Below are 16,250 nucleotides of genomic sequence, written 5' to 3'. Positions count from 1 at the left end.
GAAGCTCCACTGCGCGCGAAGGACCACCCCCATGAAACACACCCTTTCGGTGATCGTCCGCGCCGACATCGGCGAGGACGAGATCCGCATCGCCGTCGAAGGCTGCGTGACCGACCAGAGCCAGAACGCTCTGCACTCCGTTCTCCGCCGTGCTCGAGAGCTCGACCCGGAGTCCCCGGTCATCCTCGACCTGCGCGCGACCCAGCACTGCGAGCCCTCGGCCATCGCTCTGCTGCAGATGACCGTCGACGAGATCGACCCCTATCACCGCACGACCCACATCCTCGCGCCCGACCCGTTACCGCACTGCGCGGTCCCTGTCGGCGCCGACATCGGGAGTGATTACTGATGACCATCCACATGTCCCCTATGTCCACGGTCGAGAAGCGGACGCAGGGCGTCGCGGACGTCCCGCCCCGGGCCCCCAGGCAGCCACGAGCCAATCGACGCGAGCAGATCCTCGACGGTGCGTCGGAGCTGTTCAGCGAGTTCGGCTACTACGGGGCCAGCCTGCGGGACATCTCGCGACGGGTCGGCATCTCCCACCCCGGCATGCTCCACCACTTCGCCTCGAAGGAAGACCTCCTCAGCGGGGTGATCGACCGCCTCGAGGAGCACGCCCAAACGGCGCTCGATCGCCAGGACGAGTGGTGCACCGACGGGCAGGCGCTGCAGCGGGCCCTGGTCGACACCTGGAACCCGACCTCACCCGTGATCCAGCTCCTGGCGACGCTGGACGCCGACTCGACCAGCACTGACCATCCAGGTCAGTTCCGCATGGCCCGGCTCCGCCGCGTGCACGAACACATCCTCGAGCACTGCTTCCAGAACCTCGCCGCTCAGGGACTGCTGCGCGAGGACGTGGACCCCGTCTTCGCTGCGCGCGTCATGCTGTCGTTGATCCTCCGGGACGCCGTCCGTGAACGGACGGTGCGAAGCCTGCAGCGCCCGAACGACGAGGACGCCCCGCAGAAGGACCTGTGCGTGCTGACCCGCACCTTCCTGAAGAGCTGATCGCCCGACCGGGATGGCGCGCCCCGCCCCCATGTTCCGGAACACTTCTCGGCTAAGGAGATCTTTGCGGTGACCTCGTACGACTATCTGATCGTCGGTGGAGGCCAGGTGGCCGACGACGCTGCCCGCGCTTTACGTGAACAGGACCCCGAGGGCTCTGTCGGCATCGTCAGCTCCGACGAGGATGCTCCGTACACCCGGCCCGCTCTGACCAAGAAGCTGTGGATCGACCCGGACTTCGGCGAAAACGCCGTCCCGCTGAACACGGCCGAGGACACCGGTGCCGAGCTGCGCGTGCGCACGGTGGCCACCGCGATCGACCGAGCGGGGAAGCAGGTCGAGCTCGACAGCGGGGAGCGACTCGGCTACGAGAAACTGCTGCTGGCCACCGGCTCCGAGCCGCGCCGGCTCGAAGGACCCGAGGACGAGCGCATCATCCACTTCCGCAGCTTCGCGGACTATCGCACCCTGCGGCACCTGATGACCGACGGGGCCCGAGCCGTGGTCGTCGGCGGCGGGTACATCGGCGCCGAGATCGCCGCCTCCCTCTCGCTGAACGGCGCCCACGTCACCCTGGTCTTCCCCGACGACGTGCTCGGCGCCTCGCAGTTCCCTCCGAGCATCGCGGAGCGCTACCAGAAACTGTTCACGGACCACGGCGTCGAACTGCTCCCCGGCCGGCGGGCCGAGCGCCTGACCGTCCAGGACGACGCGGACGTCGGCATCACGCTCGATGACGGCACCGTCGTCGGCGGGGACGTCGTGGTGGTCGGTCTGGGTGCTCAGCCCCGTCTCGACCTGGCCCGCGCGGCGGGGCTCGAGGTCTCCGAGGGCGTGGTGGTCGACGAGCACCTGCGAACCACCGATCCCTCGATCTGGGCGGCCGGCGACATCATCGAGTACCCCGACGCGATCCTCGGCCGCACCCGCATCGAGCACGTCGACCATGCTCGCGAATCCGGCGCGGCCGCCGGGCGATCGATGGCCGGCGCCGAGGCGCCCTACGAGCACACCCCTTATTTCTACTCCATGGTCTACGGGGTGCGCTGGGAAGCGGTGGGCACCCTCGATCCCTCCCTGGAGATCCTGGAGGTCCATCACGACACCCAGCGCAGCGTCGTCTACTACCTGGACGACCAGCGACGTCCGGTCGGAGTGCTGATGTGGCAGATCGACGGGGCTCGGGACGCCGCACGCACGGTCATCGCCGACTCGATCACCGACCGGGATCTGCTGCGAGGGAGCATCGGCTGATCACGGACCGGACATCACCGGCGCCTAGGCGCTGATCACCGGGCCCGAGGAGGTCGCACCGGGTGAACCCGGCGGAGCATGTCGTGCCTCTGTCCCCGAACGGAGGTCCGCCTCGCGGTTCGCCTGAGTGGTTGCCGTGCTGGGCCGGCCGTCCACCCGGAACGCAACCCCATCTTGCTCGACGCCTCAACGTCAAGCTAGACTTGACACATGCAATCATCATTGACATCTGCGATGCGAGATCTGAAGGCTCACATGGACGCGCTCCTGGCGGCGCGCGTTCTGACGAGCAGCGATGACTGGGCGGTCTCGATAGGGCGCGCAGTGAGCATCCAAACCGCCGCCGATGACGTGATGCGTGCCGTCGTAGGACAGGCCCGCCAGGAGGGTGCCTCGTGGCAAGCTGTCGGGGACGCCCTCGGCGTGAGCCGGCAGGCAGCGTTCCAGCGCTACGGCAAACCGACTGATCCCCGAACAGGGGAATCCATGACCTCTCCCCCGCTTCCCGACGCCGCCGAGCTGGCCGTCGCAGTTATTGAAGATCTGGTCGCGGGGCGGTGGACTCCTATCGCGGAGCAGTTCGATCCCGCCATGCGCGATGGCCTGTCGGAGGATGCCCTCGCGGCCGCCTGGACACAGGTCGTCGGCCTGTCGGGAACTCTGGAGAGCCACGGAGAACCGGAGGTCCTCCGAGCTGGTGACGTGACGATCGCGAACACGGCACTGTGGTTGGAGGCCGGCGACTACACGGCACGGATCGCGTTCCGGGACGACCGGACCATCGCGGGCCTGCACCTTGTTGAAGGGAAGGCGTCATGACGCTCGACTCCGGAGCGGAGCGGGCCGCGCAGCGGCCCCGCAGGGGGGACTATGGGCTGTGGTCCGTCGGTGTGTTCGTCGCACTCGCTTTCGTCCTCGCCTGGCTCGTCGCACTTCCGCTCTGGCTCAGCGATGGCCTCGCCTCCCCGTGGTTCCCGGTCGTCTCGATCGCCATGATGATGACTCCGACGATCGCCGCCTTGGTGGTCGTGTTCTTCGTGGAGCCTTCACAGCGCAAAGCGGCGACGCTCGGGATCTGGCCCCTGAGACCGGTCCGGAGATTTGTCGGTTACGCGGTGCTGGGAATCTTCGTGTCCATCGCGCTGGTACTGGTGGCGCTCCCGGTCGGCGCCCTGTTCGGGGTCTATCCGGCCGACTTCGTGAACTTCTCCGCGTTCCAACAGACCCTCGACGAGCAATCAGGGGGCGCCGAGCTCCCCCTTCCGATCGGCGTGCTCATCGCCATCCAGCTCATCACGATTCCCGCTGCGGCCCTCCTCAACGTGATTCCTGCCCTGGGTGAGGAACTCGGATGGAGAGGATGGCTGCTCCCGAAACTGATGCCGCTCGGCACGCTCTGGGCGTTGCTGATCTCGGGCGTCATCTGGGGCCTCTGGCATGCGCCGCTGATTCTGCTGGGATACAACTACCCGAGCGCACCCGGCTGGCTCGGCGTGACTGCGATGGTCATCATGTGCATCCTCGTCGGTGCCGTCTTCAGCTGGCTGAGGCTCCGGTCCGGATCAGTATGGCCCCCGGCCCTCGCGCATGCCGCATTCAACGGCGCGGGCGGGAGCTACCTTCTCTTCGCTATGGCAGGAGAACACATCGACACCACGCAGGCGACGATCCTCGGCTGGAGCGGGTGGATCGTGCCGTTCGCGCTCGTCGTGCTCCTCGTGGCCACCGGACAGTTCACGCCACGTGGCACCCGGACAACCGGAGCTGACGCGCAGGAAGACGTCAGGAACTGATGCGGCACATTGCTGGAGGAAGAACCGGGGCAGTAAGAGAACGTCTACTTCGGTGCGTGGGCGTCCCTGTACATGGACGACCGCTACGCCGAACGCATGCTGGCAGCGTGTTCCGCATGAGTGATGACATCACCGACGCCCATCCAGAGGTGATCCGGTGCCCCGGTGGCCCCATGCTGCTGCGCGGTGAGCATGTGGTGCAGGACGAGGAGGGGAACGAACACCGCACCTGGCGAGCGGTCAGCGCCGTCTGCATGTGTGGGGGTTCGGCCATCAAGCCCGTGGTGCGACGGCACCCACAAGGTGATGCGGAAGAAGCGCGCCTCCCGCTGAGCAGCAATTGATCCGCGCCACTCACGGCTCGGCGCCCTCGGGGTCACCTGTGAGCTGGGCCCGCGTCAGCCCTTCATGCCGGAGTGCGCGAGCCCCTCGACGACACGGCGCTGCAGCACGATGAACAGGATCATCAGGGGCAGCATGGCCATGAAGCTGGCGGCCATCATCACCGGGTAGTCGGTGGTGAACTGCCCCTGCATCGTCGACAGCCCCACCGCGAGCGTGGTGCGATCGTCGTAGGTGGCCACGATCAGCGGCCACATCAGGTCGTTCCACGAGGCCAGTGCGGTGAGGATCGCGACGGCGCTCAGCGACGGACCGCTCAGCGGGAACATGATGCGCCAGAACGTCTGCCACGGGTTGGCTCCGTCCAGGCGCGCCGCCTCCTCGAGCGAGCGTGGCATGCCCAGGAAGTGCTGGCGCATGAGGAAGGTGCCGAAGGCGCTGAAGATGCCGGGGGCGGCGATGCCGGCCACTGTGTTCAGCCATCCCAGCTCCTGGACGATCTCGTACTGCGGGATGAGGTAGATCTGGTAGGGCACCATCAGGATCGACAGCACCAGGGCGAACAGCACGCCCTTGCCGCGGAACTCCATCCGGGCGAAGGCGTACCCGGCCATCGCGCACAGCAGCAACTGGCCGACGACACGTGCCACGGTGACCGCCGCTGTGGTGACGAACTGGTTCCAGAACGGGACCTGCTCGAACACCGCCGGGTAGTTCTGCCACTGCAGCTTCTCGGGGACCCAGGTGGGCGGCACGGAGGTCACCTCGGCGTGCGTGGACAGCGACATGATCAGCTGCCACGCGAAGGGGAAGACCATCACCGCCCCGCCGATCAGCAGCGCCGCATGGGTCGCGTAGCGGGGGCGCGTCGTGCGCTTGTCAGTCATAGTGGACCCACCTCTTCTGCACTCGGAACTGCAGCAGGGTGATCACGCCGATGATCGCCAGGATCAGCAGCGCGATCACCGAGGCGTAGCCCTGATCGTGCTGTCGGAAAGCCTCCGAGTAGAACAGGTAGACCAGCGACTGGGTATCGGCCATCGCCGGGTTGGCCTGCCCCATCATCGCGAACAGCAGGTCGAACAGCTGGAAGCCGTTGATCGCGGTGATGATCATCAGGAAGAAGATGCTGGGGGTCAGCAGGGGCACCGTGACCGACAGGAACTGCCGCAGGGCGCCGGCCCCGTCGAGCTGGGCCGCCTCGTACAGCTCGCGGGGGATGCCCTGCAGCCCGGCCGACAGGATGATCACCGCCAGCGGCAGGCTCGACCAGAGGCCGACGACGGACACCGCCAGCAGCGACCACCACGGGGCCGTGACCCAATAGGGGCCGTCGATGCCGACCAGGGACAGCGCCCAGTTGACGACGCCGAACTCCTGGTTGAAGATCATCCGCCACACCAGCGCGACGGCCACCGGCATCGAGACCGCGGGCAGGAAGAACAGCACCTGGTAGAAGCGGGAGAACCGCAGGCCCTTCTGGGTCAGCAGGGAGGCGACCCCCACGGCGATGGGGATGCCCAGCAGCACGATCGCGGTGTACACCGCGGTGTTGAGGACCGCCCGGGGGATGAAGGAGTCGCCCAGCAGCGTCCGGTAGTTCTCCAGGCCGGCGAAGGTGCGGCCGCCGAACGGGTCGAAGCTGGCGAAGGAGTTCAGGACGGTCGACAGGATCGGCCAGAAGTAGAAGGCGACCACGCCGATCATGAGCGGCGCGAGGAAGACGATCGGCCAGTAGCCGTCGCGACCGCGCCCGCGGCGTCGCCTCGGCGGTGCGGTGTCATGACTCATCGGCGAGCACTCCGTTCATCCTCGCGGCGAGATCCTGTGCGTGCTTCTCGAGCTCCCCGTCCCCGCTCAGGATCTTGGGGAACAGCAGCTCCTCCAGCTGCAGCCAGGCGGAGGTGTTCTGCGAGGCCGGGTACTGCCGCGCGGTCTCCGCCGCGTCCACGAAGACGTCGAGGGAGAACTCCGGCAGCGCCTCGATGTAGGCGTCGTTGGTGCCGACGAAAGCGGGGTTGGCGGCGCCGGCCGCGCCCTGGATGCGATGGGCCTGCTCGGACCCGAGGAAGGACAGGAAGGCCGAGGCTGCCGGCTTGTTGCGGCTGCGAGCGGACATCGCGTACCCGATGCCGTGGATGACGTTGGCCTCCTCGGCCCCGTGGATCAACGGCGCGACCCCGAGGTGCTCGCGCACCGGCGAGTCCTTCAGCAGGGCCGCCTGCCAGTTCCCCGACTGGTACAGGGCGGCGCGCCCGCTGCTGAACAGGTCCTCGGGCTTGTTCTCCGTCGTGTACCGGACGTCCGGGGCGGTGCCCTCGCGGATCATGCCGTCGAGGAAGGAGAACGCCTCGATCGCTGCGGGGCTGTCGTAGCCGGAGACGGTCTTCTCCTCGTCGAGGATGAACCCTCCGGCCTGCATGATCAGCGGGTAGATGTAGGCCTGGTTCGCGACGCCGCCCGGATTGCCCCAGATCTGCTCGGCGCCGAGGGTCCGCGTCACCGCTGCGGAGGCGTCGCGGTACTCCTCCCAGCTCCAGCTGCCGGTGGGCTCGTCGATCCCCGCACGGTGCAGCAGATCGCGGTTGTACCACAGGGCGATGGTGTCGAAATCCTTCGGGCTCGCGTACGGCGTCCCCTGGTAGGTGTAGAGCTCGGTGAGGTTCAACGGGTAGTTCGCCGGATCGAATCCCTCCAGCTCGCCGAGGTCCTGCAGCATCCCGTACGAGGCGTACAGCTCGAAGTTCGGCCCGTTGATCCAGAACACGTCCGGCAGGTCGTCACCGGTGGCCTGGATGCGCAGCCGCTCGAAGTAGGTGGCGAAGGCGGCGGAGGACATGGTCACGGTGATGTCCGGGTACTGCTCGCGGAAGGCGTCGATGATCTGCTGCATCGCCGGTTCCTGAGCCTTGTCCCAGATCTGGAACGTGATGGCCCCCGAGTCCTGGGGACCGGCGGGGGCACCGAGAGCCGGATCGACGTCGGACTCACCCGCGCACGCGGCGAGAAGGCTCGCCCCCGCGATACCGGCGGCGCCGAACAGGGAACGTCTGGGGATCACGGGCACTCCTTCGGACCGACCTGACGGACGGCCGCCCACGGTAGAGCATGTGGGAGCGCTCTCCCGTGAGTGTCCACGACCCGGGAAGAAGGGTCGCCGTGCTCAGACGCTTCGTGCCACGTGCAGCGCCTGCGCGATGAGGACCCCCTGCAGCGGCAGGCGACCGTACGCGATCACCCGCTTCCGCGGACGGGCGTGACGCCAGTCGTAGGCCATCTGGATGTTCGCGGGGAACACGGCGATGAACAGGGCCGTCGCTGCGAGCCCGCCCAGACGCCGAGTGCGCGGGATCGCGAGCAGTCCGGCCACGCCGAGCTCTGCCGCCCCGGAGGCGTAGGTGTAGCCGCGGGCCGAGCCGGGCAGCGCGGGCGGCACGATGCTGTCGAACGGTGCGGGCCGGGCGACGTGCAGGAGGCCTGCACCGCCGAGCAGCACAGTCAGGAAGCCGGTGGTCCCCCGGGCGTCGCTCACGACGCGGGGCCAGGAGCCGGCAGCAAGCAGAACTCGTTGCCGGAGGGGTCCTGGTACACGCGCCAGGGCAGGTCACCCCAGTCGGGATGGAGCTCGCGGCCACCGCGCCGCTCGATCTCCGCGGTGATCTCATCGGCGTCGTCCTCGGCCTCGAGGCGCACGTCGAGGTGGATGGGGTTCTTCGCTCCGGGCCGCTTCGGTTCGGGTTCCTCGCACAGTGCGAGCAGCGGCCCTCGCCCCGACGGATGACGCAGGGTGCGAGGGCCGGTGCCCGGTGCGTCGACCCAGCCGGTCAGCCAGGTCCAGAAGTCGCCCTCGCGCCGGGGATCGGCGACGTCCAGCGGCAGAGCGGCCAAAGGGCCGGTGTCGCGGTAGGCCTCGCGGTCCTCCATCACGCAGAACGGGGTGCCCTCGACATCGCCGAGCACGATCCAGGGCACCTGGCCCTGGCCGATGTCGAGGTCTCGCGCCCCGAGCTCACGCAGACGCTCGGCGATCTCGAGCTGGCGCTCCCCGCCGCGCAGGTCGAAGTGCAGCCGCAGGGGCGCCGTGGGCGGCTGCGGCACCCGGGGGAAGCACAGGTCCAGGTACGCCTCGCCGTCGATGTCCAGGCGGGTCTCGTAGATGTCGGGCTCCGCCGTCAGCACGGTGGTGCCCAGCGCCGCCTCCCAGAAGCGGCCCACGCGGATCGGGTCGACGGCATCGATGCCGAGGTTCTCGAGAAACATGCGGTGAGTCTACGGAAGGGCCGCGGGGACAGCGGCTGTTTCGTGTGCCCGAGGATCTCCTGCGCAGCGCCGACGGTCCGGAAGGCCAGTGGTGCCTCGGGATGGGCATGCTCGGCATCTGAGCACAGGAACCGACGACAGCTCCGTGACCATCCACAATCCTCTGATCAGGAGGCTTTCACGCCGCGCCGCGTGCGGCCTGCCGGATCCACGGGGTCGTCGTCGAGACCTTCACGAGCCCCGAGCGCTCGAGGACGGGACGCGAGAACTCCGTCGAGTCGCTGTGGACGAGCGTGAAGCCGGCCTCGAGCGCGGCGCGGGCACGTGCCGCGGTCAGCGCCCGATAGATCCCGCGATGCCGGTGCTCCGGCAACGTCGCCCCACCCCAGACCCCGACGAACACGGTGCCCGGGACGGGCACGAGACGGCCGGCGGAGACCATCTCTTTCTCGACCTCGGCGACCCACAGCTGAGCACCCTCGGCGCGGCCGAGGGTCGCGACGAGGGCATCGGCCCGCTCCTCAGCGGCTTCCCGACCCGTGGCGCGGTCGGTCATCGCGCTCACCGCACGCACGTCCTCCTCCTCGAGCACGCGGCGGAGACGCACCCCGTCGGGCACCCGGGCACCGCCGACGAGCGCGGTGAGCGGTCCGATCATGATCGACTCCGGATCCTCGGCCATGAACCCGTGCGCGGCGAGGGCCTCCTCGAGACCGGGGGCCCGGTCGTGCCCGCGGGTCTTCCATTCGATCTCGGCCACGGCCGGATCAGCCGCGAAATGCGCCACGGCCTCGTCGACAAGTCTCCGGATCGCCGCGGCGTCGGACCCGTCGAGATCGCGGTAGGTGACCAGACCGCGCCCGCCCTCGAAGGTCGCGAGCCACAGCGGTCCGCATCGCCTCACCGCGAGGGCGTCGGCGACCTCCGAGCGCTCGCGCAGCTGCCCGTCGTAGGCCGCGAGCAGTCCGGCCGGTCCCGGCGCCTCCGTCACGCGGTACGCCCGAGCAGATCGAAGTACTCGTCGGTCGTCATCATCGGCTCCTGGGGCGAGGTGGGTGTCAGCAGGGTATCGACGCCGGTGCACCGCGGGAACCCTGGGCCCCGAGCCGATAAATCGCTGGACGGACCGACGGCGGCCGCCCTAGCGTGGTCGCAGTCACCGGCTCCGCCCACGGAGCCCTGAGGGAAGGAGGAGCTGATGGTTGTCGCCGCGCTGACCCCTGTCGTCCTCCCTTCCATCTCGACCTGCTGAGCCGCTCGCAGGTCCTCCCTCAGGAGACCCCCATGACATCGTCCTTCGACCGGGACGCCTTCTTCGCCCGCGCCATGTTCACCGCGACCGTCGCCGAGCTCGATCCCGACCAGCGCTGGTCCACCTGGCCGGAGACGGCCCATACCCTCGATCGCGGCCCCCAGCCCTTCCCCGACTGGGTCGTCCAGCACGACGGAGCGATCGACACCGAGCTCGGCGTGCTCAAGACGGGTAAGGAGGCCGACGCCTTCCTGCTCGAGCGCGCCCTGCCCGAGGAGCACCTCACCGGTGCCCCCGGCGAGGCGACCCTGATGGTCGCCAAGCGCTACCGCTCTCCCGAGCACTCCAGCTTCCATCGCTCCCACCAGTACACCGAGGGTCGGCGCACCAAGGATTCCCGCGAGGCCCGCGCCATGGCCAAGGGCACCGCTTTCGGCCGCCAGGTCGCCGCCGCGCAATGGGCCCGCGCCGAGTTCGACGTGCTGGGTCAGCTGTGGTCGGCCGGGCTGCCCGTGCCCTATCCGGTGCAGATCGCCGGCACCGAGGTGTGCATGGAGTTCGTCGGCACCGACGACGAGGACGGGGCCGTCGCCGCGCCCCGGCTCCAGGAGACCAGCCCGGATCCCGAGCAGGCCGAGCGCTGGGCCCGCGTGCTGCGCGAGGTGGTGCTCGGCTTCGCCGAGCTGGGACTGGTCCACGGTGACCTCTCTGCCTACAACATCCTGATCGACACGCGCCAGGAGGAGCCGGACCCGGTGATCATCGACGTCCCGCAGGTCATCGACCTGATCGGGAACCCGAACGGCCCGGAGTTCCTGCGACGGGACTGCACGAACGTGTGCACCTGGCTGCAGGCGCGCGGAGCCTCGGAGTCGGCCGCGGACCCCGGGGAGTGGTTCGACGCTTCCCTGCGCACGTGCGAGGCCCCGTGATCAGCGACGAGCAGCTCCTGGAGATCGCCGAACGGGTGGGCTCGGTGCCCGGCATCCGGGCCGTCACCCTCGGCGGCAGCCGCGCCCGCGGCACGCATCATCCGGACTCCGACGTGGACCTCGGTCTCTACTACGACGCCGACACGCTCGACCTGCCCGCCCTGCGCCAGGCGGCGAGCGGGATCCTCGGCGCTCCGGTCGACGTCGCCGGCCCCGGTGGCTGGGGCCCCTGGGTCGACGGCGGGGCCTGGCTCACCGTCGACGCCACGGCGGTGGATCTGATCCTGCGCGAGTGCGCTCGAGTGCGCGAGCAGCGGGATCGCGCGATCCGCGGCGAGTTCGCGGTGCACCAGCAGACCGGGCATCCGCTCGGATTCCTCGACGTGGCCTACGCCGGCGAGGTCGCCACCTGTCGCCCGCTGGTCGACGCAAACGGCGTGGTCGAGGAGCTGCGTGCGGGTCTGTCCCCGTATCCCCGTGCGCTGCGCGATGCTCTGGTGGCGCACCTGGTGAACGCGGAATTCATTCTCGGCGGCGCGGCGAAGGCGACCGGGCGCGGCGACCTCGCCTACCTGCAGCTGTGCTGCACGACGGCCCTCATGTGGTGCGCCCATGCCTGGCATGCCGAGGCCGGGACGTGGGTGACGAACGAGAAGGGCGTCGTCACCGGGGTCGCCCGCCTCCCCCTCGACACCCAGGATTTCGCCGCGCGCGCCGCGGACGCGCTCGCGCGTCTCGGCCCCGACCTGTCTTCCGCCGCCCTCACCGCGGCGGTGAGCGCCGTGCACGACCTGGTCACCGCTACCCGGGCATCCCTCGCCTGAGTGGCCTGCCGGCCCTCGTCAGCCCCGGCGCCCAAACGGCCACCATCGGGGCCAGCGCCGGCGCTCCTCGGCAGGTTCGGCGCGCACCGGCTCGGCGTCGGCCGTCGCGGCCCGCAGCTCCCGCCAGCGCGCCACCGCGTCGTCGGCGTCGATTTCGGGAGCCATCATCCGCGCGAGCGGGTTCGCGCGGCGGTCGTCATGGACGCGCCGGGTGAAGTCGGCGGCGTACTCGCGCACCAGATGCTCCTCCGGCAGCGCGGCGAGGGTCTCCTCGCGCTGGTCGTACTCGCGGCGCAGCAGCACCACGACCGGCAGGAGGGCGTCACGATCCACATCGCCCTCGGCGAGGCGCTGCTTGATCCACCAGTCCGGGTCGTGCGTGGGCGGCAGGTCCAGCGGCTTGCCGGCCCCGGGCAGGTCGTCGAAGTCACCGCGGGCGATGGCCTGCTCGATGGCGGACTCCACCCGCGCCTGCTCCGGCTCCATAGGGGGCCCGAACTTCTCGCCCCCGGAACCCGCGGACCCGGAGGTCATGAGCCGCCGTTCCTCTCCGCGAGCAGAGCCAGCCGATCGATCGAGGCCCGCAGAGTGCCTGCGGTGAAGGAGCGCGCCTTGGCCAGGCGCTTCTCCTCGTTCAGCTGCGAGAAGTCGTAGGTGTGGGTGACGAGGGTGCGGTCGCCGTCGAGCGCCTCGAGCTCCCAGCCCCACCGGTGCCCGGGCACGACCTCTCCCTGCGGCGCCGGCATCCAGGCGATCTCCCGCCCCTCGGCGAAGGCGACCACGTGGTTCTCACGCACCCCACCACCCAGGTTGGTCATCACGAACACGTCGCCGACGGCACGGATCCGCTGGCCGGGCGCCGCCTCGGCGAGATTGTCGTTGCCGTCCCAGCGAGGCTGCTCGGCCGGGTCGGCGATGAGCGCGAAGATCCTCGCGGCGGGTGCGGCGACCTCGCGGGAGGCGCGGAGGACGCGCTCCTCGCGCGGGACGGGTTGGGCGGGAGCCATGTTCACATCATCTCCTCGGCGGGGGTGGTGTCGTCGAAGACGTCGATCGACCCCGCATAGTTGGCGACCCAGACGCGCCGCTGCGTCGGCTCGTAGGTGATGCCGATCGGGTTCTGCCCGACCTCCACCTCCTGGATCTCCTCCATGGTCTCGGTGTCGAACTTCGAGACCGTGTTCCCGTAGTAGTTCACCACGTACAGCGCGAGGCCGTCGGGCGAGATCGTGATCGAGCGCGGTTCCCGACCGGTCTCGGCCACTCGCAGCACCTCGGCGGTGGCGGTGTCGAGCTCGAGAAGCCGGTCCGAGCCGGATTCGGTGAGGTACATGCGGCTCGCGTCGGGCGAGAGCATCAGATGACGCGGTTTGCGGCCGGTCTCCAGCACCTTCTCGCTCTTTCCGGTGACCAGGTCGAGGCGATACAGCTCGTCGGCGAACATCGCGGCGACGTAGGCGGTGCGGTCGTCCGGCAGGATCACGCTGCCGCGCGGGGCGGAGTCCACCTCGATCTGCCGCACCTCGCGGCCCTCGGCGAGGTCGAGGACCGACACGCTGGAATCGCACCAGTTGGAGACCAGGGCGATGCTGCCGTCGGGGGAGATCGAGAGGAACTTCGGGACCCTGCCCACCTCGATGACCTGGTCCCACTGTCCGCTGTCGACGTCGAGGCGGAACACGGCGGAGTTGCCGATGCCGTCGCCGTGACGGCAGTCGTCGGTCGCCGTCTCCCCGGCGCCGGGCCCTTTCAGGGAGTACTGCGAGACGTAGGCGTGCTCGCCGTCGGGCGAGAACACCGCTTCGACGGGGGCGCCCCTCGTCTCCCCGGCGCGGTCGGCGAACCCGAACTCCGAGAGGTCCACGGCGTCGGAGACGGTGCCGGTCAGCTCGAGGGACTCGGCGTCGTAGAGCGTCGAGGAATGGCTGTACATCATGTTGTTCGCGATCACCGTGCCGTCGGGGCCGGCCACGACGGATTTCGGGGTGATGTCACCGGTGATCCGCCGACTGTTGTCCAGGCGGGTGGTGTTCGACGGCTCGCCCGGAGGGATCCTGCTCTCCTGGACCGATCGGGACTCGGGCGCGGTGGTGCTGGTCAGCAGTCCGCTCAGCATCCCGCCGGACATGATGACCGCCGTGATCGCGATCGCGATCGTGAACTGCTCGTGCGGCCGCGACGGCCGCAGAGGCTTCCTGTGATGCCTTGCCTGCACGCCCACACCCCCTCGGCCTCTGGGCACGAACCTAGGCCGACCGGGCCCCGGTGGTCGGGAGGGGAGGCGTCGTGGCGTGTCGGGCGCGCGAGGGCGTCAGAGCTGGGGACGGCCCTGGAGCACGAGCTCGCGGTAGGTGATCTCGTAACCGAGCTTCTCGTTGATGGCGATCATCCACGGGTTCACGTGCGAGTTCCAAGTGACCAGCGCCCGCAGTCCGGGAGCCTGCTCGCGCAGCAGGCGATGGGTGGCGACCTTGAGCGCGAGGCCGAGACGATGCCCGCGGTGCTCGGGCATGACCAGGGTGTTCTCCTGCCAGCCGACGGTCGTCCCCGGCGTGCGCCGGACGTGCACCTCTGTGTTGCCGACGAAGCTGCCGTCGGGCGCGATCGCCACCGCGATGAGGGCCCGCGTGCCGGCCTCGCGACGCCGCCGCTCGGAGGTCCGTATCCGCTCGGGGGTGTAGTCGGGGGCCTCGTGCTCGACGTCCCCGTCGGGCTCATCGAGCTCGAGCTGGCGCATCAGCAGCCCGTAGGCCGCCAGATGCTCCTCGGGAACCTCGTCGTCCCACAGCTCGATGGCGTACTCCCCGAGCTTCTCCTCGGCCTCGGCCTGCAGGTCATCCAGCAGCGCCTCCTCGAGCGGGAGCGCCAGGGTGCGGCACACCGCGACGTTCTTCCGGGTGACGCCCAGGCGTGTGGCCAGGCGGTTGACGGGCTCCGCCGGGTCGTCGGGGTCGCCGTCGGCCGAGATCTCGCCGATAGCCTCGACGAGGCCGCGCCCTGACTCCCGGATCGCGGGGATCAGCGCCTCCTCGACCAGCGCCGTGGCGATGCCCCGGCCGCGGTGGGCAGGATGCACGGAAGCGCCGACGGCGATCGTCTCGAGGTTTTCCTGCAGCGGGACGAACACACCCGCCCGGCCGACGATCATCTCGCCGCCCTCCATCGGTTCGGTGACCGCCACCCAGCGCTGGGTGCGCCAGTACGGACTGTCGGTGAGGGAGGCGCGGCACTGCGCAGCAGTCTGGACCTCGCTGCCCCCGAAGGCGGCCTCGTCCAACGCCGCATCCAGGGCGCTGTACTGGGCGATGTCGAGGTCGGAGGTGACATCGAGCGGTCGGATCGTGACGTGCATACCGGAAGTCGACCACAGGCGGATCGCCGCGGGCGACAGATTTTCCGGGGCGCGCTTGACCCTTCCCCAGGGACAATCCGGAACGTGGGCGATGCCGGGACGGACCCGATGCCCGGGAACCCGGGCGAGGCACGACGGAGGACCGCATGGACGAGACGCTGCTGAGCATCGGCGAGCTGGCCGCCGCGAGTGGGCTGAGCCCCAAGGCGCTGCGCCTGTACGCCGAGTCGGGCCTGCTGCCGCCACGGCAGGTCGATGAGTTCACCGGCTACCGCTCCTATGGGATCGACCAGGTCGAACGGGCGCGGCTGATCGCCGCTCTCCGGGGCGTCGGGATGGGGCTCGCCCGCATCCGGGTGATCTGCGACCTGGACGCCGCAGCGGCCGTCTCCGAGCTGCGGTCCTGGTGGCGCCAGGAGGAGGCCGACGTCTTCTCCCGCGGCGCCGCCGTCCAGTACCTCGCCCGCGACCTCGGGGGACTCCTCCAGGAGGAAACCACCATGACCACATCCACCACGTCCCACGACAGCGGCCCGCTGCAGGTCGCCACCACCGCCCATCGCGGGCTCGTCCGCGCCGCCCAGCAGGACGCCGTGCTCGCCCGCGAGCTGTCCGGCGGCGCCGCCCTGCTCGCGATGGCCGACGGGTTCGGCGCCGACGACGCGCTGTCCTCGCGGATCCTCTCGGCCTTCGCCGATGCCGTCGGCGAGGACCCGTCGTCCGATCCGCTGGCGGCCCTGGAGACCGCGTGGGCGGATGCAGAGTCGCTGGTCCCGGCGACGGGCCCGGACGGCAGCACCCTCACGGCGGCACTGATCCACGCGGGACGGCTGTACATCGCGCACATCGGGGACACCCGGGTCGCGCTCGTGCGCGGCGACCGGATCGACCTGGTCACGCAGGATCACACCCGCCTGCGCTCGCTCGCCGCGGCCGGCCGGCTCTCCCCCGAGGAGGTCGCCGCCCATCCGGACCGGGCGGTGCTGAACCGGGCGCTGGCGGCCGTTTCCCCGACGGCACCGGACCTGCTGGTGCGCCGGCTCGAGCCGGGGGATCTGGTGCTGCTCGCCTCCGACGGGCTGCATGCCGTGGTCGACCCGTCGGTCCTCGCCGATGCGCTCACCACGAAGGAGGAGGGCGTCGCGGCGCTGGCCGAGCAGCTGGTGGAGCTGGCACTCGCGGCGGGCGCACCGGACAACGTCGCCGTGGCGCTCGCACGGGTGTGAG

The 16,250-nt window shown here is 69.8% G+C and carries 19 protein-coding genes; 9 read left to right on the top strand and 10 right to left on the bottom strand.

Annotation, left to right across the window (positions count from 1 at the left end):
* Positions 1-31 precede the first annotated feature (31 nt).
* The 6 genes from JOF43_RS08265 to JOF43_RS08240 all read left to right on the top strand — a co-directional run bounded on the left by JOF43_RS08265 (position 32) and on the right by JOF43_RS08240 (position 4,405).
* Positions 32-349: a hypothetical protein gene (locus JOF43_RS08265; RefSeq protein WP_209901059.1), complete on the top strand. Its 318-nt coding sequence runs from the start codon at positions 32-34 to the stop codon at positions 347-349.
* Positions 349-1,014 (top strand): TetR/AcrR family transcriptional regulator, encoded by a 666-nt coding sequence (locus JOF43_RS08260; RefSeq protein WP_245354063.1) that lies wholly within the window; start codon positions 349-351, stop codon positions 1,012-1,014. The genes JOF43_RS08265 and JOF43_RS08260 overlap by 1 nt, the downstream gene beginning before the upstream one ends.
* 69 nt (positions 1,015-1,083) lie before the next feature.
* Positions 1,084-2,268, top strand: a complete 1,185-nt coding sequence (locus JOF43_RS08255) for an NAD(P)/FAD-dependent oxidoreductase (protein ID WP_209901057.1) — start codon at positions 1,084-1,086, stop codon at positions 2,266-2,268.
* 486 nt (positions 2,269-2,754) lie between these two features.
* Positions 2,755-3,087, top strand: a complete 333-nt coding sequence (locus tag JOF43_RS22575; protein ID WP_245354062.1) for a DUF3887 domain-containing protein — start codon at positions 2,755-2,757, stop codon at positions 3,085-3,087.
* Between the two features lie 173 nt (positions 3,088-3,260).
* Entirely contained in the window at positions 3,261-4,061 is an 801-nt protein-coding gene (locus tag JOF43_RS08245) for a CPBP family intramembrane glutamic endopeptidase (RefSeq protein WP_245354061.1), read from the top strand.
* 116 nt (positions 4,062-4,177) lie between these two features.
* Positions 4,178-4,405: a CDGSH iron-sulfur domain-containing protein gene (locus JOF43_RS08240; RefSeq protein WP_245354060.1), complete on the top strand. Its 228-nt coding sequence runs from the start codon at positions 4,178-4,180 to the stop codon at positions 4,403-4,405.
* Between the two features lie 54 nt (positions 4,406-4,459).
* Here the strand turns inward: JOF43_RS08240 and JOF43_RS08235 are convergent, their stop codons facing one another.
* The 6 genes from JOF43_RS08235 to JOF43_RS08210 form a co-directional block, all read right to left on the bottom strand.
* On the bottom strand, positions 4,460-5,290 hold the full coding sequence (locus tag JOF43_RS08235) for a carbohydrate ABC transporter permease (RefSeq protein ID WP_209901051.1): 831 nt from the start codon (positions 5,288-5,290) through the stop codon (positions 4,460-4,462).
* Positions 5,283-6,194 carry a carbohydrate ABC transporter permease gene (locus tag JOF43_RS08230; protein WP_209901049.1) on the bottom strand — a complete coding sequence of 304 codons (912 nt, stop codon included), beginning with the start codon at positions 6,192-6,194 and terminating at the stop codon, positions 5,283-5,285. Before JOF43_RS08230 ends, JOF43_RS08235 begins: the two co-directional genes overlap by 8 nt.
* Positions 6,184-7,464 carry an ABC transporter substrate-binding protein gene (locus tag JOF43_RS08225; RefSeq protein WP_209901047.1) on the bottom strand — a complete coding sequence of 427 codons (1,281 nt, stop codon included), beginning with the start codon at positions 7,462-7,464 and terminating at the stop codon, positions 6,184-6,186. The genes JOF43_RS08230 and JOF43_RS08225 overlap by 11 nt, the downstream gene beginning before the upstream one ends.
* A gap of 102 nt (positions 7,465-7,566) precedes the next feature.
* A complete protein-coding gene (locus JOF43_RS08220; RefSeq protein WP_209901045.1) occupies positions 7,567-7,935 on the bottom strand; it encodes a DoxX family protein in 369 nt (122 codons plus the stop codon).
* The gene (locus JOF43_RS08215) at positions 7,932-8,663 is read right to left on the bottom strand and encodes a VOC family protein (RefSeq protein WP_209901043.1); all 732 of its coding nucleotides are present in this window, start codon (positions 8,661-8,663) and stop codon (positions 7,932-7,934) included. The genes JOF43_RS08220 and JOF43_RS08215 overlap by 4 nt, the downstream gene beginning before the upstream one ends.
* 178 nt (positions 8,664-8,841) lie before the next feature.
* A complete protein-coding gene (locus JOF43_RS08210) occupies positions 8,842-9,654 on the bottom strand; it encodes a GNAT family N-acetyltransferase (protein WP_209901042.1) in 813 nt (270 codons plus the stop codon).
* Between the two features lie 293 nt (positions 9,655-9,947).
* Between JOF43_RS08210 and JOF43_RS08205 the strand changes: the two genes are divergently transcribed.
* Both JOF43_RS08205 and JOF43_RS08200 read left to right on the top strand, forming a co-directional pair.
* Entirely contained in the window at positions 9,948-10,847 is a 900-nt protein-coding gene (locus JOF43_RS08205) for a serine protein kinase RIO (protein ID WP_209901040.1), read from the top strand.
* The gene (locus tag JOF43_RS08200) at positions 10,832-11,671 is read left to right on the top strand and encodes a nucleotidyltransferase domain-containing protein (RefSeq protein ID WP_342592117.1); all 840 of its coding nucleotides are present in this window, start codon (positions 10,832-10,834) and stop codon (positions 11,669-11,671) included. Before JOF43_RS08205 ends, JOF43_RS08200 begins: the two co-directional genes overlap by 16 nt.
* An 18-nt stretch (positions 11,672-11,689) precedes the next feature.
* Here JOF43_RS08200 and JOF43_RS08195 read toward each other — a convergent pair whose 3' ends face one another.
* From JOF43_RS08195 to JOF43_RS08180, 4 genes are all read right to left on the bottom strand, one after another.
* Positions 11,690-12,205: a DnaJ family domain-containing protein gene (locus JOF43_RS08195; RefSeq protein ID WP_245354059.1), complete on the bottom strand. Its 516-nt coding sequence runs from the start codon at positions 12,203-12,205 to the stop codon at positions 11,690-11,692.
* Positions 12,202-12,678: an SRPBCC family protein gene (locus tag JOF43_RS08190; RefSeq protein ID WP_209901038.1), complete on the bottom strand. Its 477-nt coding sequence runs from the start codon at positions 12,676-12,678 to the stop codon at positions 12,202-12,204. The genes JOF43_RS08195 and JOF43_RS08190 overlap by 4 nt, the downstream gene beginning before the upstream one ends.
* Positions 12,679-12,680: 2 nt before the next feature.
* Positions 12,681-13,886: a YncE family protein gene (locus JOF43_RS08185; RefSeq protein WP_209901036.1), complete on the bottom strand. Its 1,206-nt coding sequence runs from the start codon at positions 13,884-13,886 to the stop codon at positions 12,681-12,683.
* Positions 13,887-13,982: 96 nt separating this feature from the next.
* Positions 13,983-15,023 (bottom strand): GNAT family N-acetyltransferase, encoded by a 1,041-nt coding sequence (locus tag JOF43_RS08180; protein ID WP_209901034.1) that lies wholly within the window; start codon positions 15,021-15,023, stop codon positions 13,983-13,985.
* 146 nt (positions 15,024-15,169) lie between these two features.
* Here JOF43_RS08180 and JOF43_RS08175 point away from each other — a divergent pair, with 146 nt between their 5' ends.
* Complete coding sequence (locus JOF43_RS08175; protein ID WP_209901032.1) at positions 15,170-16,249, top strand: MerR family transcriptional regulator; 1,080 nt, start codon at positions 15,170-15,172, stop codon at positions 16,247-16,249.
* Position 16,250 lies beyond the last annotated feature (1 nt).

It is taken from the genome of Brachybacterium sacelli, from assembly GCF_017876545.1.
In the GTDB taxonomy this organism is placed as follows: domain Bacteria; phylum Actinomycetota; class Actinomycetes; order Actinomycetales; family Dermabacteraceae; genus Brachybacterium; species Brachybacterium sacelli.
Note: the sequence above shows the minus strand (reverse complement) of the source record. Positions and strands in the feature narration are given on the sequence as shown.